Genomic DNA, 19,213 nt, shown 5'->3' on the forward strand with positions numbered 1-19,213 from the left:
CCGCTTTAGGTTGCGGAGGCTATTTCGTCTTCCGCGCGATCGCGACGGCGTCGACCAGCGCCTGATAGTCGCGCGCACCGTACAGGATCTGCTTGCCCACCACCCAGGCGGGCGTGCCGTTCATCGCCAGCTTGGCGCCGAGCCGGTGGTTGGCGTCGATTTCCTTGGCGACCGCATCGCTGTTGGCGAGCTTCTGCGTTGCAGCCGGATCGAGCCCCGCCTTGGCGAGCGCGTCGCTGATCGTTGCGTTGCTGGGGCCCCCGCTGGCGAACAGCGCGTCGTGGAAGGCGCGGAACTTGCCCTGCTGGGCGGCGGCCAGAGCAAAGCGTGCGGCGACCACGCTCGCCTCGCCCAGCACCGGATATTCGCGATAGACGATGCGGACATTCGGATCCTTGGCGATCAGTTCGGCCAGGCCCGGCAGGCTCGCGCGGCAATAGCCGCAGGCATAGTCCATGAACACGGTGACGGTGACGTCGCCGTTGGGATTCCCTGCCCAGGCGCTGGCAAAGGGCGTGGTCAGCGCGGGCAGCGCAGCGGGCACGGATGCCTGCGCAGCTTCCTGGGACTTCGCCGCCTCGGCACTCTCCTGCTGCTGAAGCTTCTCCATCATGTCGCGCAGGATCGCCGGGTTCTCGAGCAGATAACCATGGACGATGCGCTCGACCTGCGCCTTGTTGCCGCCGATCCCCGGCAGCAGCGCCTGCAGCCCGAGCACCACCAGGCCACCGAGGACCGCGGCCAGCAGCAGCGCGCTGGCGAAAAAAAGCCTCGATCGAGTCATTACTGGAGGTTGCGTCCCTTGTTGCGCTTGTCGTCCTTCATTGCCTGTTCGGAGACCATCGCGATGTCCTGCGCGCGGATCCATTCGGGCGAGCCCTGCGGCAGTCCGCCCATCGCCCGCCGCGCGCTGACCATCGCGGTGCGCGCGTCGCCGATCAGGTTGGCGCGCTCGGCGGTGGCGAGTGCGGTGCGCGGCTCGTCGCCCTCGCGATCATAGACGGTGCCGAGGTTGATCCAGGCGAAGGGATTGTCGCGGTCGCGCGTCAGCGAATCGCGCAGCACCTGCTCGGCTTCCTTGAGGTTTGCCTTGTCCTCGGTCGCGACCAGTGCGTGGCCGAAGGTGCTGGCGATCAGCGGGGAGTTGTTCGAGAGCTGCGTCGCCTTGCGCAGCGGATCGAGCGAGGCCTGGGGCTGGCCCGATTCGAGCAGGATCTGCCCCTGCAGCTCGAGGAAATAGGGATCATTGGGTGCCAGCTTGACCAGCGCCGCCGTCTCGGCCGCCGCCTGCTCGGGGTAACCGGATTGGTGATAGGCATAGGCGCGCGCATAATGCGCCGGGATCGACTGGTCGCTTAAGGGGTAGATCCGCAGCGTCTTCTTGGGATCGTTGGTATAGCCGCGCAGCTTCGCCTGGACGCGCTTGAAGCGGCGCTCGAGATCGGGGTCGAGCGGCTTGGTCCAGTTGGGCGAGCCTTCGAGGTCGGCCTTCAGCGTCTGGACGCGATCCTGCGACATCGGGTGGGTCTGCGCGAAGGGATCGACCTCGGGATCGGTGCTGTAATAGCCGTAGCGGTGCATTTCCTGGGTCAGCTTCTCGAAGAAGCCGAGCATGCCCTTGCCCGAAATGCCCGCGGTGTTGAGGAAGCGCACGCCGGCGGCGTCGGCCGAGGATTCCTGGACGCGGCTATAGGCGAGATACTTGCCGATCGCGGCGCGCTGACCGGCCATCAGGATGCCGGTGCCGGCCTCGGCCGAGCCCGCCGCCATCGCTGCTGCGCCGAGCAGCAGGCTGAGGATCGAGATGTTGCCATAGCCGCCGTCGCGCTGGAACACCGCGTGCCCCCCGACGATATGGCCGATTTCGTGGGCGACGACGCCCTGGACCTGGTTGGCGGTGTCGGCCGCATCGATCAGGCCGGAATTGACATAGACGATCTGCCCCCCTGCCACGAAGGCGTTGATCGAGGGATCGCCGATCAGCACCACCTTCCCGTTGGCGGGGTTGAGCCCGGCGGCGGCGAACAAGGGCTTGGCCATGTCGGCCAGCAGCGCTTCGGTTTCGGCGTCACGGAGCACCGACTGCGCCATTGCCGGGCGCGACGCGAACGATGCGAGGCACAGCATCGCGAGCAGCGTGGCCAATCGGTGGATGCGCGCCATGATCCTACTCCCGGGGACTCGTTCGAAGGGCTGCCCTGGCAACAACGCCCTTAACCTACACTGAAAGCCCCCGGCGCGACCGGGCTGGTCGCGCCGGGGAACTTGCTCAGGCGCCGAAGGTCCGCTGCCACCAGCCGCGACGGGGCTGGCCGTCCTCGGCCGAGGCTTCCTCGGCGGCCGGTTCTTCGGCTGCCGGGGTCACGCCCTGTGCGACCGGTGCCTCCACGGCGGGTGCCTCGGGGGCCGCTTCGGTGGCGACGTCCGCCTTCTTGCGGCGGGTGCGCTTGGGCTTGGCAGGCGCTTCCTCGGCGGGCACCTCGACAGCAGCCGGCGCGGCTTCCGCCTCAACGTCTGCCTTCTTGCGGCGGGTGCGCTTCGGCTTGGCCGGCGCTTCTTCGGCGGGTGCCTCGACGGCGGCCGGAGCGGCCTCCGCTTCGACGTCCGCCTTCTTGCGACGGGTGCGCTTCGGCTTGGCCGGGGCTTCCGGCTCGGCCTCTACCTCTGCCGGGGCAGGGGCTGCTTCGGCGACGGGCTCGGGGGCGGCGACAGGCGCTTCGGCCTCGTCGGCCTCCCCAGCATCGTCGGCTGCCTGCTCGGTACCCTCTTCACCGGCACCGCGACGGCCGCCGCGACGGCCGCGACGACGGCGCTTGCGGTTGCGCTCGCCTTCCTCGCGCTGGGCTGCGGTTTCCTCGGTCTCGGCAGTCGCCTCGACTTCGGCCGGCTCGGCCTCGTCTGCCTCGACGTCCCCCTCGGCGCCTTCGGTCTCGACCTGTTCGTCCTGACCGGCTTCGCCTTCCTCGCGACCTCGGCGGCCACGACCACGACGGCGGCGGCGACGCTTGCCGCGACCTTCGCCCTCGCGGTCACCACGCTCCGGACGTTCGCCACGCTCGCGCGGCTCGGCGGCTTCGGCTTCCGCCTCGGCTTCGAGCTCTTCTTCCTCTTCCTCGATCTCCTCGACGAAGTCCTCTTCCGGCTCCTCGAGCAGCGGCTCGATCTTGGGCGCATAGGCCGGCGGCGGGCCCGAGGCCTCCACCGTCATCCGCGCGCCTTCCAGCTCGCCGTCCGCCTCGACCTCGACCAGCACGCCGTAGCGATCCTCGATCTCGGCCAGTTCGCTGCGCTTCTTGTTGAGCACGTAGAAGGCCGCTTCCTGGCTGGCGCGCAGCAGAATCTGCGAACCGCGGCCGCGGGCGGCCTCGTCCTCGATCATGCGCAGCGCCGACAGGCCCGCCGACGAGGCGGTGCGGACCAGGCCGGTGCCCTCGCAATGCGGGCAGGTGCGGGTGGAGGCCTCGAGCACGCCGGTGCGCAGGCGCTGGCGGCTCATTTCCATCAGGCCGAAGGGCGAGATGCGGCCGACCTGGATGCGGGCGCGATCGTTCTTCAGCGCCTCCTTCATCGCCTTCTCGACCTTACGGACGTTGGACGAATGGTCCATGTCGATGAAGTCGATCACGACCAGGCCCGCCATGTCGCGCAGGCGGAGCTGGCGAGCGATTTCCTGGGCGGCCTCGAGGTTGGTCGCGGTCGCGGTCTGCTCGATATTGTGCTCGCGCGTCGAACGGCCCGAGTTGATGTCGATCGAGACGAGCGCCTCGGTCGGGTTGATCACGAGATAGCCGCCGGACTTGAGCTGCACCACCGGGTGGTACATCGCCGACAGCTGCTCCTCGACCCCGGCGCGCTGGAACAGCGGCACCGCATCGGCATATTGGCGCACCTTGCGGGCATGGCTCGGCATCAGGAGCTTCATGAAGTCCTTGGCCTGGCGATAGCCTTCCTCGCCCTCGACGATCACCTCGTCGATGTCGCGATTGTAGATGTCGCGGATCGCCCGCTTCATCAGGTCGCTGTCGCCATAGACGAGCGCGGGCGCGGACGAGGTCAGCGTCTTCTCGCGAATCTCGTCCCACAGGCGGGCGAGATAGTCGAAGTCGCGCTTGATCTCGGTCTTGGTGCGCTGGAGGCCGGCGGTGCGGACGATGCAGCCCATCGAGGCGGGCAGCTTGAGGTCCGCCATGATGGCCTTGAGGCGCTTGCGATCGGCCGCCGAGTTGATCTTGCGCGAGATGCCGCCGCCATGCGCGGTGTTCGGCATCAGCACGCAGTAGCGGCCGGCGAGGCTGAGATAGGTGGTCAGCGCCGCGCCCTTGTTGCCGCGCTCTTCCTTGACGACCTGGACCAGCAGCACCTGACGCCTACGGATCACGTCCTGGATCTTGTAGCGGCGGCGCAGGTTCATGCGGCGCTGGCGCAGCGCCTCCGCCTCGTCGCCATTGCCGCCACGACCGCGACGGCGGCGGCCGCCCTGCGGCGCGTCTTCGCCTTCCGCGGCTTCCTCGTCGTCATGCGCACGCTCGACCATCTCGACGCCGTCTTCATGGTCGTCGTGATCATGGTCGTCGTGATCGTGGCGATCGTCGTCGTCATCCCCATCGGCTTCGCGCAGCGCGGCTTCCTGCGCGGCATGCTCGGCCTCTTCGCGCAGCAGGGCTTCGCGATCTTCCTTGGGAATCTGGTAATAGTCGGGATGGATTTCCGAGAAGGCGAGGAAGCCGTGGCGGTTGCCGCCGTAATCGACAAAGGCCGCCTGCAGCGACGGTTCGACGCGGGTCACCTTCGCGAGATAGATATTGCCCTTGAGCTGCTTGCGCTCAGCGGACTCGAAGTCAAATTCCTCGATTCGATTCCCTTTGACGACGGCCACGCGGGTTTCCTCCCGGTGGCGTGCGTCGATCAGCATACGCATGGTCATTGATGATTCTCCGGGCGCGCCGGCACAGTTCCTCGAGGGAATGGGGCGCGAGCGCGCGATACAAGAAGCGCCCCAGACGATCGGCGAGGCCGATCCGGGTGGCGCGGGTTTCAAAAACTGCTGTTGCTGCACGGGCACGAGCGGACCAGCGGTCCCCTTGCTCCACCATCGCCACGCTGCCGGCCGCGAAGGCCTGGCGATGCGGACGGTGGGGAAATTGCCTCATGCGAACGTCAACCTGAACTGTCGCGACAAAAGAAGCGTCGCGTGCCTGATCCGGCGCAGTGCCGGAAGCATATCCTGCCTAGCACCGCTGTGTCGTTGCGGCAACCGGCTCGGCTTTGGAAGATTTGGGTCCCCCGAGCGCCAAAAAGCATTTGGGAGGATTTCGATCCCTCGCCGTAGCAAATGGTTCTTCGCATCCGGTTAACCAAGTCCTTCGCCTCCATTTGGAGGCTGGACCGGTCGGGGGCGGGCGCGGCATAGCGAGGCCGTGTCCTGGATGCTGTTCCTGCTCGCCGGCTGGCTGACCGGTCTGCCCGGCTGGATCTGCCTTGCCGAGCGCGTGCGGGTGGAAGAGGGCGCGCTGATCGTGCCCCTCGAGGGCGAGGCGGGCCCGCGCTTCGCCTGGCGCGTGGAGGCCTATAGCGTCAGCCTCGCGATGCCCGAACCGGTGGCAGCCAAGGGGGCGCCGCTGCCGCGCGTGCAGGGTGCGGCCGGGCTGCCGCTGGTGGTGCTCGATCCCGGCCATGGCGGGCGTGATCCCGGTGCGCCGGGTGTCGACGGCATCACCGAAAAGGCACTGACGCTCGAAGCCGCGCGTGCGATCCGCGACGCGCTGCTCGCCTCGGGCCGCGTCCGCGTGGCGATGACGCGCGATAGCGATTCGTTCGTGCCGCTGCAGCAGCGTGCCGATATCGGCCGCCGGCTGGGCGCGGCGCTGTTCCTGTCGCTCCACTGCGACAGCGCGGCCGATCCGCTGGCGGCGGGTGGCACGTTCTACACACTGTCCGAAGTCGCCTCGGACAAGGAAGCGGCGCGGATGGCGGCGCGCGAGAATCGCGCGGACCTGCTCGCCGGCGTCGATCTGGGGAGCGAGCGTGCCGATATCGCCTCGCTGCTGATCGATCTCGCTCAGCGCCGCACCATGGCGGTGTCCGCGCGCTATGCCGACCTGCTCGCCCGCGAGGTAGCGCCGGCGATGCGGCTGCATGCCCGGCCCCGGCGCATGGCGGCGCTGATGGTGCTCAAGGCGCCCGACATGCCCTCGGTGCTGTTCGAGCTCGGCTATGTCTCCAATGCCGAGGATGCGCAGGCGCTCGGCTCGGTGGAGGCGCGCGCACGGCTCGCCGCAGCGGTGCGGCGGGCGACCGAAATCTTCCTCGCCACGCGCTGACGCGGGAAGCTGGATTGAGATAGGCGCCGGGCGCGGCTCCCTTTCTTCCGCCCGAAAAGGTGCTACACCGCGCGCCGCATGGCCGACGGCGACACTCCCCAAACCATCCGTATCGAACGCACGCCCGGACGCTGGGCGCGGCTGCGGCGGCGCTGGTGGTTCCGCGTGCTCGCGATCCTGGCGCTGCTCGCCGGACTGCTGGTGTTCGCCGTCTGGCTGCTCGTCGCGCGCGACCTGCCCTCGGTCGACAAGCTGCGCAGCTACGAGCCGCAGCTGCCGAGCTACGTCCGCTCGGCCGACGGCACGCCGATCCATGCCTATGCCCAGATGCGCCGCGTGCAGCTCAGCTACAACGAGTTCCCGCCGCTGCTGGTCCGCGCCTATATGGCGGCCGAGGATCGTACCTTCTTCTCGCACCACGGGCTCGATTTCCCCGGTCTGGTGCGCGCCGTGGGCGAAGGGATCCTTCGCGGCAAGACCCCGCGCGGCACCTCCACCATCACCCAGCAGGTCGCCAAGAACCTCGCGGTGGGCAACGAGGCGAGCTATACCCGCAAGCTGAAGGAAGCGATCCTCGCCTGGCGGATCGAGGATACGCTGTCGAAGCCGCAGATCATGGAATTGTACCTCAACGCCATCGAACTCGGGCGCAATTCGGGCGGGGTGGCGGCGGCGAGCGAGGCCTATTTCGGCAAGCCGCTCGACAAGTTGAGCCTGGCGCAGATGGCCTATCTGGCGATCCTGCCCAAGGGCCCTGCCAATTACGACCCCGATCGCAACACCCAGCGCGCGCTCGATCGCCGCAACTGGGTGCTCGGCGAAATGCTGCGCAACGGCTTCATCAACCAGGCGCAGCATGACGAGGCGGTGGCCTCGCCGCTCGGCACGGTGCCGCGCCAGACGCCGCGCTTCGAGCGGGTGGGGGGCTATTTCGTCGAGGAGGTCCGCCGCCAGCTCGCCCGCCAATTCGGCGAGAAGCGCGAGGACGGGCCGTACAGTGTCTATGACGGCGGCCTGTGGGTGCGCAGCTCGCTCGATCCGCGGCTCCAGGCCTATGCCCAGCGCGCGCTGCGCGACGGCCTGCTGCGCTACGACCGCGGCCGCGGCTGGTCGGGTCCGATCGGCAAGGTGCAGTTTGAAGGCGATGGCTGGTATTCGGCCTTCGTCTCCAAGAATATCGGCGTCGACTACGACAATTGGCGCGCCGCCGTGGTGATCTCCCGCGATTCGCGCAGCGTCCAACTCGGCTTCGACGATGGCAACAGCGGCACGCTGCCCGAGAGCGCCGCACAGATGCCGATCCGCGGCAAGGGCGGCCATGCCTTCGACGCGATCAAGGTCGGCGACATTCTCGCCGTGGCGCCCGAGGGCGGCAATTGGGGCCTGCGCAGCGTGCCCAAGGTATCGGGCGGCATGGTTGTCGAGGATCCCTCGACCGGCCGCGTGCTCGCGATGCAGGGCGGCTTCGATTCGCGCCTCCAGGCGTTCAACCGCGCCACCCAGGCGACCCGCCAGCCGGGATCGACGATCAAGCCGATCGTCTATGCCGCCGCGCTCGAGAACGGGATGACCCCGGCTTCGATCGTCGTCGATGGCCCCTTCTGCGTGTGGCAAGGGGCGGGGCTGGGCAACAAGTGCTTCCGCAACTTCGGCAATGCCCGCGGCGCCGGTCCGCACACGCTGCGCTGGGGCATCGAACAGTCGCGCAACCTGATGACCGTGCAGATCGCCAACGCCACCGGCATGGACAAGGTGGTCGACACGATCCAGCGGCTGGGCGTCTCCAAGAACCGGCTGCCGCCCTATCTCTCCTATGCGCTGGGCGCGGGCGAGACGACGGTGCTGCGCATGGTCAACGCCTATTCGATCCTGGTGAACCAGGGCCGCGCGCTCAATCCCACCCTGATCGACTTCGTCCAGGACCGTCGCGGCAAGGTGATCTTCCCGGCCGGCTGGCGCGCCTGCTCGGGCTGCAATGCGCGCGACTGGGACGGCAAGGCGATGCCGCGCCCGATCGTCCGTGCGCGGCAGGTGATCGACCCGATGGTCGCCTACCAGATGGTCCATATCACCGAGGGCGTCGTCCAGCGCGGTACCGCGACCGTGCTGCGCGATCTGGGCCGCCCGATGATGGGCAAGACCGGCACCACCACCGGCCCGACCGACGTGTGGTTCGTCGGCGGCACCCCGCAGATGATCGGCGGCCTGTATCTCGGCTATGACACGCCCTCGAACCTCGGCGGCTATGCGCAGGGCGGCTCGATCGCCGCGCCGATCTTCAAGGAATTCGCGGTGCCTGCCTATGCAGGGCTGGATCCGCTGCCCTTCGTCGCGCCGCCGGGGATCCGCATGGTGCGCATCGATCGCGGCAGCGGGCGCCCGGTGCAATATGGCTGGCCGACCGACGATCCGCTCTCCTCGATCATCTGGGAGGCCTTCCGCCCGGACAGCGATCCGCGCCGCACCCGCCGCACCGCCAATACCGAAGCGGCACCCGCCGCGGCGGCGCCGGTGCAGCGCAAGGCCGATCGCCAGGGCGATAGCGACTTCTTGCAACAACAGGGCGGAATCTACTAGCGAGGCCGCCACACCCTATATGGCTTGAGATCGCCGCATCGTCCGGGATGCGGCCGGCGGATACTTCGGAAGGTTTGGAACATGCGCGCTGAAGCGCAGGCATATGTCGACAAGATCAACGCGGCCCTCGCGCTGCTGCGCCGCTCGCTCGACTGGGACCGCGCGCTGCGCCGCCTCGACGAGCTGAACGCGCGCGTCGAGGATCCGACGCTGTGGAACGACGCCAAGAAGGCGCAGGACGTGATGCGCGAGCGTCGCCGCCTCGACGAATCGATCTCCGCGACGCGCGCGATCGAGAGCGAGCTGAGCGACACGGTCGAGCTGATCGAGATGGCCGAGGCCGAGGGCGACGAGGAAATGGCCGCCGACGGCACCGAGAGCCTGCGTGCACTCGCCGAGCGTTCCGATGCCGACAAGGTCAAGGCGCTGCTCTCGGGCGAGGCTGACGCCAACGACACCTATGTCGAGATCAACGCCGGCGCGGGCGGCACCGAATCGAACGACTGGGCCGAAATGCTCCAGCGCATGTACACGCGCTGGGCCGAGCGCCACGGCTACAAGGTCGAGCTGGTCGACTATCACGCCGGCGAACAGGCGGGCATCAAGTCCGCGACGCTGCTGTTCAAGGGCGAGAACGCATACGGCTATGCCAAGACCGAGAGCGGCGTCCACCGCCTGGTCCGCATCAGCCCGTTCGATTCGAACGCGCGCCGCCAGACCAGCTTCGCATCCGTCTGGGTCTATCCGGTGATCGACGACAATATCGAGATCGAGATCAACGAGAGCGAGCTGCGCATCGACACCTATCGCGCCTCGGGCGCGGGCGGCCAGCACATCAACACCACCGATTCGGCGGTGCGCATCACCCACTTGCCGACCGGTATCGTGGTGCAGTGCCAGAACCAGCGTTCGCAGCACAAGAACCGCGCCGAGGCGTTCAACCAGCTCCGCGCCCGTCTCTACGAGCGCGAACTGGCCGAGCGCGAGGCGGTGGCCGACGCGCAGAACGCCACCAAGACCGATATCGGCTGGGGCCACCAGATCCGCTCTTACGTCCTCCAGCCCTACCAGCTGGTGAAGGATCTGCGCACCGGCGTCACCTCCACCGCGCCGAGCGACGTGCTCGACGGCGATCTCGACAGCTTCATGGCCGCCGCGCTAGCACAGCGCGTGACGGGCGAGGCCGTCGCGGTGGAGGATGTCGATTGAGCTTGCGCGCGCGGCCCCTGCTGCTCGGCGTGACGCTGCTGCTGGCGGCGTGCGACGGCAGTCCGCGGGCGGTGCGCAACGAGCGCCATGATCCGGCCAATTCGGGCTTCCCGGCGGCGGACCGGCCGGTGGCGACGATCGTCTCCTCGCGCTGGTCGAGCGAGGAAGAGCGCGACCGGCTGAACGAGGCGAGCAAGGTGATGGACCTGGCCGGCATCAAGCCCGGCATGACCGTCGCCGATATCGGCGCGGGCGAGGGCTATTACACGATCCGCCTCGGCCAGCGCGTCGGGCCGAAGGGGCGGGTGGTCGCCGAGGACATCGTCCCCGATTATATCAGCGCGCTGGCGACGCGCGTGGTGCGCGAGAAGCTCGACAATGTCAGCGTCCGCCTCGGCCTGCCCGCCGATCCGCGGCTGCCCGAGAACAGCTTCGACCGCGTGCTGATGGTCCACATGTACCACGAGATCGAATCGCCCTACGAGTTCCTGTGGCGGCTGCGCCCCTCGCTGGCGCCGGGCGGGCAGGTGGTGGTGGTGGATGCCGATCGCGCCACCGAGAATCACGGCACGCCGCCGGCGTTGCTCAAGTGCGAGTTCGCGGCGGTGGGCTATGTGCAGGTGTCGATGCTGCCGATGGCGTCGGCGGGCGGGTACATGGCGGTGTTCGAGGCGCGCGGCGCGCGGCCCGAGCCCGAGACGATCCGCGCCTGCAAGTCCGGCGCGCATGCCAAGGCGGTGACGCCCAAGCCCAACGGGGCGCACGAGTAACCTTCTCTTCTAGCCCCTCCTCCTGGGAGGAGGGGTTGGGGGGTGGAGGGATGCCAGAACGTGCGTTGGTCTCTGTGAGACACAGCCCCACCCCAACCCCGCATCAGGTGAACAGCGCCCCGCGCTGTTCACCTGATGCGCCTGAAGGGGAGGGGCTTAGAAGAAGAGCAGGGATGACTTCCCCCGCCACACCGGCTAATCCCGCGCGACCCATGACTGACGCAACCGACACCCAGCGCGACTGGCGCGACACCGTCTTCCTGCCGAAGACCGATTTTCCGATGAAGGCCGGGCTTGCCGCCAAGGAACCCGCCATCCTCGAGCGCTGGGCGCGCATTAAGCTCTACAGCAAGCTGCGCGAGGCCCGCGCCGGCCGCGAGCGCTTCCTGCTGCACGACGGCCCGCCTTATGCGAATGGCGACATTCACATGGGCCATGCGCTCAACAAGATCCTGAAGGACATCGTCGTCCGCAGCCAGAGCCTGATGGGCAAGGACGCGCCCTATGTCCCCGGCTGGGACTGCCACGGCCTGCCGATCGAGTGGAAGGTCGAGGAAGCGTACCGCGCCAGGAAGCTCAACAAGGACGAAGTCGACCCCGTCGCCTTCCGCGCCGAATGCCGCGCCTATGCCGAAAAATGGGTGGCGGTGCAGCGCGGTCAGTTCGAGCGGCTCGGCATCCTGGGCGACTGGGACGATCCCTATCTGACCATGAAGTTCGACGCCGAGGCGCGGATCGCGGCTGAGCTGCTCAAGTTCGCCGAGAGCGGCCAGCTCTATCGCGGCGCCAAGCCGGTGATGTGGTCGCCCGTGGAGAAGACCGCGCTGGCCGAGGCCGAGGTCGAATATGAGGACATCACCTCGACGCAGATCGACGTGGCGTTCGAGATTACGCACGCGCCCAACGCCCCCGAGCTGGTCGGCGCGCATGCGGTGATCTGGACGACCACGCCGTGGACGATCCCGGTGAACCAGGCGTTGGCCTATGGCGAGGGGATCGCTTACTCTCGCGTACCTGCGAGCGATGGACGCACCTACCTCGTTGCTTTTGATCTCGTTGATGCATTCCTCAAGCGGACCGGTTTGAGTCTCCGTGACGAGGCTTCGCTGCCCGCCGATGATGCGGGCTTGATGTTCGCTAACGTGCTGAAGGGCTCCCAGCTCGCCGGCGCCGTCGCCCTTCACCCGATGCACGCGCTCGGCGGGTTCTTCGCCAGGCCGCGGCCGTTCCTGCCCGGCGACTTCGTCACCACCGATGCGGGTACCGGCCTCGTCCACATGGCGCCGGATCATGGCGAGGACGACTTCCTGCTGTGCAAGGCGCACGGCATCGATCCGGTGTTCGCGGTCGACGGCGCGGGCATGTACCGTGCCGACTGGCTGTGGCTCGGCGGCCAGGGATCGGTGATCAACAAGAAGTTCGTGAGCGCCGAAGGCCCGATCTGCTCGGACCTGCGCGCGGCCGGCGCGCTGCTCGCCGCCTCGGATGACTTCCAGCATAGCTATCCGCACAGCTGGCGGAGCAAGGCGAAGATCATCTTCCGCGCGACGCCGCAGTGGTTCATCCCGATGGATAGACCCTCTCCCCTCCCGCTTGCGGGAGGGGCCGGGGGTGGGCCCTCGCTCTCCACCAGCGAAGCGCTCGCGGATGCCGGGGGCCCACCCCCCAGCCCCCTCCCGCACGCGGGAGGGGGAGCGGAAAGCAACGCCCCCACGCTCCGCGAGATCGCTCTCGATGCGATCGAGCACACCCGCTGGGTGCCGGAGCGCTCGATCAACCGCATCCGCGCGATGGTCGAGGGCCGCCCGGACTGGGTGATCAGCCGCCAGCGCGCCTGGGGCGTGCCGATCGCGCTCTATGTGAACCGCGCCACCGGCGACTATCTGCGCGATCCGGCGGTCAACTCGCGTATCCTCGACGCCTTCCGCGCCGGCGGGGCCGATGCCTGGTTCCAGGCCGACCACCAGGCGCTGCTCGGCCCCGACTACCGGGCCGAGGACTATGAGGTCGTCACCGACATTCTCGACGTGTGGTTCGACAGCGGCTCGACCCACAGCTTCGTCATCGAGGCGCGCTACGGCGAGGGTGTCCGCGCCAATCTCTATCTCGAAGGATCGGACCAGCATCGTGGCTGGTTCCAGTCGTCGCTGCTCGAATCGTCGGGCACGCGCGGCCGGGCGCCCTATGACGCGGTGCTCACCCACGGCTTCGCGCTCGACGGCCAGGGCAAGAAAATGTCCAAGTCGCTCGGCAATGTCGTCGATCCCTTGAAGATCATCGGCGAGAGCGGCGCGGACATCCTGCGCCTCTGGGTCGCGCAGACCGACTATTTCGACGACGTTCGCATCGGCAAGGAAGTGCTGGCCGGCACCGGCGACGCGTACCGCAAGATCCGCAACACCTTCCGCTATCTGCTCGGCGCGCTCGACGGGTTCGGCGAGGCCGAGAAGGTGGCAGTCGCCGACATGCCCGAGCTGGAGCGCTATGTGCTCCACAAGCTGGCGGCGCTGGATGCGGAACTGCGCTCGGCGGCGGAGGCGTTCGAGTTCAACCGCTATGCGCGCGCGCTCGGCGATTTCATGAACGAGGACCTCTCGGCCTTCTTCTTCGATATCCGCAAGGATTGCCTCTACTGCGACGCGGCGACCGATCCCAAGCGCCGCGCCTATCGCACCGTGCTGGACACGCTGTTCCACGCGCTGGTCCGCTACGCCGCGCCGATCCTCGCCTTCACCGCCGAGGAAGTGTGGCAGAGCCGCTATCCGAGCAAGGACGGATCGGTCCACGAGCTGGAATGGCCGGTGCTGCCGGAGGGCGCCTCGGTCGAGCACGACTGGACCGCGATCCGCGCACTGCGCCAGACCGTCACCGAGGCGATCGAGCCCTATCGCCGCGAGAAGAAGGTGCGCTCCAGCCTCGAGGCCGAAGTGACCGTGCCGACGCTGCCGATGCCGGCGGAGGAACTCACCGAGCTGTTCATCGTGGCGAAGGTGGACCAGGCGGCCGATGTCACGGTCACGCCCACCGATCGCCACAAATGCGGCCGGTGCTGGCGCCATCTTCCCGAAGTGACGCAGGATGGGGCATTGTGCGACCGTTGCGCAGAGGTGGTGTCGTGATGAAGCAGGTTCGCGTCTATGGCTTCGCCGCGGCGCTGGCTGTGTTCGTGCTCGACCAGCTGACCAAGTATATCGTCACCGGCCCGCTGGGGTTGGTGGTGCAGAATGATTCGATGACGATCACGTCGTTCTTCGACCTGCGCTTCGTCAAGAATATCGGCGTGTCGCTGGGCCTGCTCTCGGCCAACAGCCCGACGATGCGCTGGCTGCTGGTGCTGATGACCGCGTGCATCGCGGTCGGCGTCTGCGTGTGGATGCTGCGCGAGAAGAAGGCGGGCGATGTCGTCGCGCTCGGCCTGGTGCTGGGCGGGGCGTGCGGCAACATCCTCGATCGCAGCCGCCTCGGCTATGTCGTCGATTTCGCTGATCTGCATTTCGGCGAGTGGCGCCCCTTTTTGGTCTTCAACGTGGCCGATGCCGCGATTACCATCGGCGTGGTGATCCTGCTGCTCCGTGCCCTGCTCGTTCGCGACAAGAACCCCAAGTCGCCTGCCCCTGTGGAGAAGAAATTCAATGCGTAAGTTGATCCTCGTCGCGACCGGCGTCGCCCTGGTGGCCTCGCTCTCGGCATGCGGCAAGAAGGGGTATGACCGGGCGCGTCCGGACGAGTTCGCGGTGGCCCGCCAGGCGCCGCTGGTGATCCCGCCCGACTTCTCGCTGCGTCCGCCGCAGCCGGGTGCGGCCCGCCCGCAGGATACCAACCCGTCTGATCAGGCGCTCGAGGCGCTGTTTGGCGGCACCGCGGCGCGCAGCCCGGCCGAGACCGCGACGCTCGACCAGGCAGGAGCCGCCAGCGCCGATGCCGGCGTGCGCAGCAACGCCGGCAGCCCGTCGACCACCGTCGTCGACAAGGGGACCACGACCCAGGACATCCTCAAGTCGCCCCAGGGCGACAACAAGGACGCGAGCGTCAAGACGCCGCAGTAAGCGCGCGCCTCACGTCACACAAAGAGCGCCGGTCCCCACAATGCGGGCCGGCGCTTTTTTGTACATGCGGGGGAAGATGCAATCGGGAGCGGCCCCGCAAGCCCTTGCGGTCAGAAGCTGACGCCCACCGAACCCAGGATGCTGCCCTTGGCGGCATCGTGCCCGCTCGGGGTGATCAGCGTGGCGTCGGTATCGACATAGGACACGCCGAAGGTGAGCGCCTTGTAGGTATAGGCGGCGCCGAGGCTCCAATCGGTATATTCCTTGCCGATCGCCAGCCAGTCGGGCCCGAAGGTGTGGCCGATATGCGCGGTGAGGCTGATCGGCGTCTTCGGGACCGCGGCGGAGATGTCGCCGGCAATATAGACATTGTCCTGCTTCGGCGTCGCAGGATTGGCACCCTGGTCGAGCTCGAGCGCCTTCTGCTTCGGCGCATAGTTGACCGTGCCCTTTGCGGTCACCGGCCCCAGCGCATAGGATAGCGAGGCATAGGGCTCGATGAAGTCCGACGACGTATGGTCGCCGCCGGGGCGGGTGCCCGGATAGACATAATAGAGCGCACCGACGTCGAGTGTGACGCCATTCTTGAAGCCGTGCTTGTAGCCGGCGATCAGGTCGATCTCCTGGTGCGCGGTGCCGTGCGCGGTGACGTAATTGTCGACCGAGGAACCCCAGAAGCTGACGTAGAAGCCCGAGGCATGGCTGACGGTTGCGCCGCCCTGCACCGCGAAATTGCCGTCGGTCTGCGAGACGCCGCGAAACTTGTAGTCGCTGATCAGCGTCGCACTGCCGTTGATGGTGATGCTGGGCGGCGGGGCGGTCTCTTGCGCCATCGCGGGCGCGGTCGTGGCGAGCAGCAGCGCGCCGAGGCTGATCGAGGAGAAGCGCATGGAATCCCTTTCATTGGAAACAAAGGGTTCCTCACCTGCTGCAGTCGGCATCGCATGCGGCTGGGCTCTACGTCCCGGGCGACTTCCGAATTGCAACAAAAGATTGCCAGAGCCGGGCAGCGGCACACAATAGCTGCCCGTTTTCCGCGTGAAGATTGTAACGTAGTGTTGCTGGCGCGCCACAGGCACGCCGCTTCCTCAGCCTGGAACGGGCCGAAGAAGCGGCGGAGGTTCAGGCGAGTTCGATGATCGCGTCGACTTCGACGGCGGCACCCAGCGGCAGGGCGGCAACGCCAACCGCGCTGCGGGCATGGCGGCCGGCTTCGCCGAACAGCGCCTGCATTAGCTCCGATGCGCCGTTGGCGACCTTGGGCTGGTCGGTGAAGTCGGCGGTCGAGTTGACGAACACGCCCAGCTTCACCACCCGCTTGACCCGCGAGAGGTCGCCGTCGAGCGCCTTCTTGATCTGCGCGACCAGCATCAGGCCGCAGCGCTGCGCCGCCTCGGTGCCGAAGGCGACGTCGCGGTCCTCGCCGAGGCGGCCGGTCATCAGCGCGCCGTCCTTGAACGGCAACTGGCCCGAGACATGGAGCAGCCCGCCGGCTTCGACAACCGGAACATAGGCGGCGACAGGAGCGGCGGCCTCGGGAAGGGCGAGGCCGAGCTCGGCGAGCTTGCGATCGATCACAGTGGTCATGGCGCGACCCAACCACCGGGCGCGGGCAGGGTCAAGGGGCGCTCAGGCGTGGGCGAAGCGCTCCAGGATCCAGGCCTGTGCGTCGCGCCAGTCGTCGATCCGGGCATGGGCGTGCGGGGCAGGGGGCACCTTGGGCGCGAGGCTCGGCTCGGCGACCATGTGCAGGCGGAACACGTCGGGCGCATGCTTGGCGACCGATTCGTGATGGGTGGCGAGATCGTCGACGAACACCGCGACCGATGCGCCATGCTCCGCCACCAGCCGCGCCACGGGGTTGCCCTTGCCGCCCTGGTTGCATTCCACCCGATGGACGATGCCGTGATTCGCCAGCTGGGTGATGCGGTGATCGCGGCAATGGTCCTGCAGGTTGGTCAGCACGACGATGTCGGCCACCTCGGCGATGCGGGCCAGCGCCTCGCGGGCGTGCGGCACCAGCGTCTGGCGCGCCATCTCGCCGGGGAAGAAGCCGTCGAGCAGCGCCCACATCTCCGGGCCTTGCAGCGTGCTGCCGTCGCCGCGCCGCCGCATCGCGCCTTCGAACGCGCTGCCGTTGAGCGCGAAGTCGATGTCATGGGTGTCGCCCAGCCATTCGCCGAAATGCCGCACCATGTGCAGCAGGACTTCGTCGCAATCGGTGATCAGCAGCGGTTTCATGCGGATTCCAGCTGACGGCGGGCATCGACCAGCGCCGCGGGGGAAAGGTCGAGCGCGTCGGCGCAGGCGATCAGGTCGGGCTCGTAGGATTCGAGGAAGCCGAGCGCGGCGGCGAGCAGCGCGGGATCGCCGGCGCGGGCGCGCAGCGTGTCCGGATCGAGTCCGGTCAGGTCGAGCAGCCGGGCGGCTCGGCCGGAATCACTTAGAATCCAGACGAGTGCCTGCAGCGCCGCCGTTTCGGGATTTGTCACGTCGCCCGCCATCGCCTAAACCGCCCCGCAGAGTTGAGGTAGCGCGTGCCAAAAAGAGTACTCGTTGTCGAGGACAACGAATTGAACCTGAAGCTGTTCTGCGACCTGTTGCGCGCGCACGGCTATGAAGCCGAGCCGGTCCGCGACGGGCGCGAGGCCGTGTCCAGCGCGCGGCGGTTCAAGCCGCACCTGGTGATCATGGACGTGCAACTGCCGCACGTCACCGGCTTCGAGCTGATCGGCCAGATGCAGGCCGATCCCGTGCTCGGCCGAATCCCGATCATGGCGGTGACCGCCTATTCGAGCCACGAGGACGAGGAGCGGATTCGCGCGGCGGGCGCGCGCTCCTATGTCGCCAAGCCGATCTCGCTCGCGCGATTCGTCGATCAGGTCGAAAAGCTGATGGCCGAAATCGACGAATAGACGATCGATGCAGCGAAAACGCCGGACCCGCGAGGATCCGGCGCGATGCGATCAAACAGCGCGGGCGCGGCCAGCGCGCCCGGCGGCGTTACTTGATCTTCGCTTCCTTGAAATCGACATGCTTGCGCACGACCGGGTCGTACTTGCGGAAGCTGAGCTTCTCGGTCTGGGTGCGCGGATTCTTCTTGGTGACATAGAAGAAGCCCGTATCCGCCGTGCTGACGAGCTTGATCTTTACGGTGGTCGGCTTTGCCATGACCCGGAACCCTTGATTCGTGCGAAAAGAAAAGAGCGGCGCGCCATGGGCACACCGCTGACAGGGGGGAGCGGATGCGCGAATCGCCCGGGAAAGTCAAGTGTGTTGGCGCCGAAGCGCCCGCACGCCGCATCGGCTCTATCGATCAGCCTGATCGGGTTAATCCCAGGGTATGGCTGTTTCCCTCACGGAACCGGACCCTATATCCCGATCGTTAGGGCAACGAATCGACCGCACTCCAGGAGGACAATCATGGCAGAAAATCCCGCACTCGCGACGCCGACCGACCTCAACCGCAACGACACCAAGAGCGTTGCCGATGCCCTGAACAGCGCGCTGGCAGACTGCTTCACGCTGTATCTCAAGACCAAGAACTTCCACTGGCACGTCTCGGGCCCGCATTTCCGCGACTATCACCTGCTGCTCGACGACCAGGCCGCGCAGATCCTGGGCGTGACCGATGCGATCGCCGAGCGCGTCCGCAAGACCGGCAACACCACGCTGCGCTCGATCGGCGACATCGCGCGCCGCCAGACCATCTCGGATAATGATGCCGAGTTCGTCGCGCCGGGTGACATGCTCGCCGAACTGCGCGACGACAATCTCAAGCTGGTGGAGAGCTTCCGCGCGGTGAAGGAAGCGGCCGAAGAGGCCAAGGACAATGCCACCAGCGGCATCGTCGACGAATGGACCGACCAGGCCGAAGAGCGCGCCTGGTTCCTGTTCGAGGCCAGCCGCAAGGGCTGAGCCGGAGATAGGCCGGCGCGCGCTGCGGGCGTGCGCCGGCCTTTTGCCGCTTACTTGATCGCGGCGAGGTCGGTTTCGACCTTCTTGAGCATCTCGTCGGTCAGCGCGCCGTTCGAGAAGGGCTGCACCGCCTTCAGGCTCATCGCCTTGAACTGGTCGAGCGCCGGGTGGGACGACAGGCCAGGAATGTCGGTGTCGAGCACCGCCTTGGCCCTTTCGTCCGCGAGCAGCGTCTCGATCGGCGTATCGAGCCCGAACTTGGTTGCGGCTGCCGGGACGGCGGCGGGCGTGGGGGTCTGCTGCGCCATGGCGGCGGGGCTCAGCATGGCAGCGGCGATCGCGCCTGCGACAAGAAACTTCATCGGAAAAAGCC

General features: G+C 67.5%; 18 protein-coding genes. 9 read left to right on the forward strand and 9 right to left on the reverse strand.

Annotated elements, in window-relative coordinates:
- Positions 1-19: 19 nt before the first annotated feature.
- The 3 genes from GGR89_RS11370 to GGR89_RS11380 form a co-directional block, all read right to left on the reverse strand.
- Positions 20-784 (reverse strand): DsbA family protein, encoded by a 765-nt coding sequence (locus GGR89_RS11370; protein ID WP_125976898.1) that lies wholly within the window; start codon positions 782-784, stop codon positions 20-22.
- Positions 784-2,163, reverse strand: coding sequence for a M48 family metalloprotease (locus GGR89_RS11375; RefSeq protein WP_125976897.1), 1,380 nt, complete (start codon positions 2,161-2,163; stop codon positions 784-786). Before GGR89_RS11375 ends, GGR89_RS11370 begins: the two co-directional genes overlap by 1 nt.
- Positions 2,164-2,269: 106 nt before the next feature.
- Positions 2,270-4,924, reverse strand: coding sequence for an Rne/Rng family ribonuclease (locus GGR89_RS11380; RefSeq protein WP_241218026.1), 2,655 nt, complete (start codon positions 4,922-4,924; stop codon positions 2,270-2,272).
- Between the two features lie 502 nt (positions 4,925-5,426).
- On the opposite strand from GGR89_RS11380, the gene GGR89_RS11385 reads away from it, so the two are divergent.
- The 7 genes from GGR89_RS11385 (at position 5,427) to GGR89_RS11415 (ending at position 14,922) form a co-directional block, all read left to right on the forward strand.
- A complete protein-coding gene (locus GGR89_RS11385) occupies positions 5,427-6,320 on the forward strand; it encodes an N-acetylmuramoyl-L-alanine amidase family protein (RefSeq protein WP_241218027.1) in 894 nt (297 codons plus the stop codon).
- A 78-nt stretch (positions 6,321-6,398) separates the two neighbouring features.
- Entirely contained in the window at positions 6,399-8,897 is a 2,499-nt protein-coding gene (locus tag GGR89_RS11390; protein ID WP_125976896.1) for a penicillin-binding protein 1A, read from the forward strand.
- Positions 8,898-8,978: 81 nt separating this feature from the next.
- The gene (prfB, locus tag GGR89_RS11395) at positions 8,979-10,106 is read left to right on the forward strand and encodes a peptide chain release factor 2 (RefSeq protein ID WP_125976895.1); all 1,128 of its coding nucleotides are present in this window, start codon (positions 8,979-8,981) and stop codon (positions 10,104-10,106) included.
- Positions 10,107-10,108: 2 nt separating this feature from the next.
- Complete coding sequence (locus GGR89_RS11400; RefSeq protein ID WP_125976894.1) at positions 10,109-10,876, forward strand: class I SAM-dependent methyltransferase; 768 nt, start codon at positions 10,109-10,111, stop codon at positions 10,874-10,876.
- 212 nt (positions 10,877-11,088) lie between these two features.
- Complete coding sequence (gene ileS, locus GGR89_RS11405; RefSeq protein ID WP_125976893.1) at positions 11,089-13,995, forward strand: isoleucine--tRNA ligase; 2,907 nt, start codon at positions 11,089-11,091, stop codon at positions 13,993-13,995.
- Positions 13,995-14,516 (forward strand): signal peptidase II, encoded by a 522-nt coding sequence (lspA, locus tag GGR89_RS11410; RefSeq protein ID WP_125976892.1) that lies wholly within the window; start codon positions 13,995-13,997, stop codon positions 14,514-14,516. Before ileS ends, lspA begins: the two co-directional genes overlap by 1 nt.
- Entirely contained in the window at positions 14,509-14,922 is a 414-nt protein-coding gene (locus GGR89_RS11415; RefSeq protein ID WP_125976891.1) for a DUF3035 domain-containing protein, read from the forward strand. The genes lspA and GGR89_RS11415 overlap by 8 nt, the downstream gene beginning before the upstream one ends.
- A gap of 110 nt (positions 14,923-15,032) precedes the next feature.
- On the opposite strand, the gene GGR89_RS11420 is transcribed toward GGR89_RS11415, so the two are convergent.
- From GGR89_RS11420 to GGR89_RS11435, 4 genes are all read right to left on the reverse strand, one after another.
- A complete protein-coding gene (locus tag GGR89_RS11420; protein WP_125976890.1) occupies positions 15,033-15,812 on the reverse strand; it encodes a TorF family putative porin in 780 nt (259 codons plus the stop codon).
- 232 nt (positions 15,813-16,044) lie between these two features.
- Complete coding sequence (locus tag GGR89_RS11425; protein WP_125976889.1) at positions 16,045-16,509, reverse strand: RidA family protein; 465 nt, start codon at positions 16,507-16,509, stop codon at positions 16,045-16,047.
- Positions 16,510-16,551: 42 nt separating this feature from the next.
- Positions 16,552-17,163 (reverse strand): HAD family hydrolase, encoded by a 612-nt coding sequence (locus GGR89_RS11430; RefSeq protein ID WP_125976888.1) that lies wholly within the window; start codon positions 17,161-17,163, stop codon positions 16,552-16,554.
- Complete coding sequence (locus GGR89_RS11435) at positions 17,160-17,426, reverse strand: DUF3572 family protein (protein ID WP_125976887.1); 267 nt, start codon at positions 17,424-17,426, stop codon at positions 17,160-17,162. The genes GGR89_RS11430 and GGR89_RS11435 overlap by 4 nt, the downstream gene beginning before the upstream one ends.
- Positions 17,427-17,459: 33 nt before the next feature.
- Here GGR89_RS11435 and GGR89_RS11440 point away from each other — a divergent pair, with 33 nt between their 5' ends.
- Entirely contained in the window at positions 17,460-17,837 is a 378-nt protein-coding gene (locus GGR89_RS11440; protein WP_125976886.1) for a response regulator, read from the forward strand.
- Positions 17,838-17,925: 88 nt separating this feature from the next.
- Here GGR89_RS11440 and rpmG read toward each other — a convergent pair whose 3' ends face one another.
- Positions 17,926-18,093, reverse strand: a complete 168-nt coding sequence (gene rpmG, locus GGR89_RS11445) for a 50S ribosomal protein L33 (protein ID WP_010125625.1) — start codon at positions 18,091-18,093, stop codon at positions 17,926-17,928.
- 252 nt (positions 18,094-18,345) lie between these two features.
- Here rpmG and GGR89_RS11450 point away from each other — a divergent pair, with 252 nt between their 5' ends.
- Entirely contained in the window at positions 18,346-18,840 is a 495-nt protein-coding gene (locus GGR89_RS11450) for a Dps family protein (protein WP_125976885.1), read from the forward strand.
- 50 nt (positions 18,841-18,890) lie between these two features.
- Here the strand turns inward: GGR89_RS11450 and GGR89_RS11455 are convergent, their stop codons facing one another.
- The gene (locus GGR89_RS11455; protein WP_125976884.1) at positions 18,891-19,202 is read right to left on the reverse strand and encodes a hypothetical protein; all 312 of its coding nucleotides are present in this window, start codon (positions 19,200-19,202) and stop codon (positions 18,891-18,893) included.
- Positions 19,203-19,213 lie beyond the last annotated feature (11 nt).

The sequence above is a fragment of the Sphingomonas trueperi genome (assembly GCF_011927635.1).
Lineage (GTDB): Bacteria > Pseudomonadota > Alphaproteobacteria > Sphingomonadales > Sphingomonadaceae > Sphingomonas > Sphingomonas trueperi.

Coding starts and splice junctions, on each gene's coding strand:
- GGR89_RS11370 (WP_125976898.1), bottom strand. CDS start 784: ATGACTCGATCGAGGCTTTTTTTCGCCAGCGCGCTGCTGCTGGCCGCG.
- GGR89_RS11375 (WP_125976897.1), bottom strand. CDS start 2,163: ATGGCGCGCATCCACCGATTGGCCACGCTGCTCGCGATGCTGTGCCTC.
- GGR89_RS11380 (WP_241218026.1), bottom strand. CDS start 4,924: ATGACCATGCGTATGCTGATCGACGCACGCCACCGGGAGGAAACCCGC.
- GGR89_RS11385 (WP_241218027.1), top strand. CDS start 5,427: ATGCTGTTCCTGCTCGCCGGCTGGCTGACCGGTCTGCCCGGCTGGATC.
- GGR89_RS11390 (WP_125976896.1), top strand. CDS start 6,399: ATGGCCGACGGCGACACTCCCCAAACCATCCGTATCGAACGCACGCCC.
- prfB (WP_125976895.1), top strand. CDS start 8,979: ATGCGCGCTGAAGCGCAGGCATATGTCGACAAGATCAACGCGGCCCTC.
- ileS (WP_125976893.1), top strand. CDS start 11,089: ATGACTGACGCAACCGACACCCAGCGCGACTGGCGCGACACCGTCTTC.
- lspA (WP_125976892.1), top strand. CDS start 13,995: ATGAAGCAGGTTCGCGTCTATGGCTTCGCCGCGGCGCTGGCTGTGTTC.
- GGR89_RS11415 (WP_125976891.1), top strand. CDS start 14,509: ATGCGTAAGTTGATCCTCGTCGCGACCGGCGTCGCCCTGGTGGCCTCG.
- GGR89_RS11420 (WP_125976890.1), bottom strand. CDS start 15,812: ATGCGCTTCTCCTCGATCAGCCTCGGCGCGCTGCTGCTCGCCACGACC.
- GGR89_RS11425 (WP_125976889.1), bottom strand. CDS start 16,509: ATGACCACTGTGATCGATCGCAAGCTCGCCGAGCTCGGCCTCGCCCTT.
- GGR89_RS11430 (WP_125976888.1), bottom strand. CDS start 17,163: ATGAAACCGCTGCTGATCACCGATTGCGACGAAGTCCTGCTGCACATG.
- GGR89_RS11435 (WP_125976887.1), bottom strand. CDS start 17,426: ATGGCGGGCGACGTGACAAATCCCGAAACGGCGGCGCTGCAGGCACTC.
- rpmG (WP_010125625.1), bottom strand. CDS start 18,093: ATGGCAAAGCCGACCACCGTAAAGATCAAGCTCGTCAGCACGGCGGAT.
- GGR89_RS11450 (WP_125976885.1), top strand. CDS start 18,346: ATGGCAGAAAATCCCGCACTCGCGACGCCGACCGACCTCAACCGCAAC.
- GGR89_RS11455 (WP_125976884.1), bottom strand. CDS start 19,202: ATGAAGTTTCTTGTCGCAGGCGCGATCGCCGCTGCCATGCTGAGCCCC.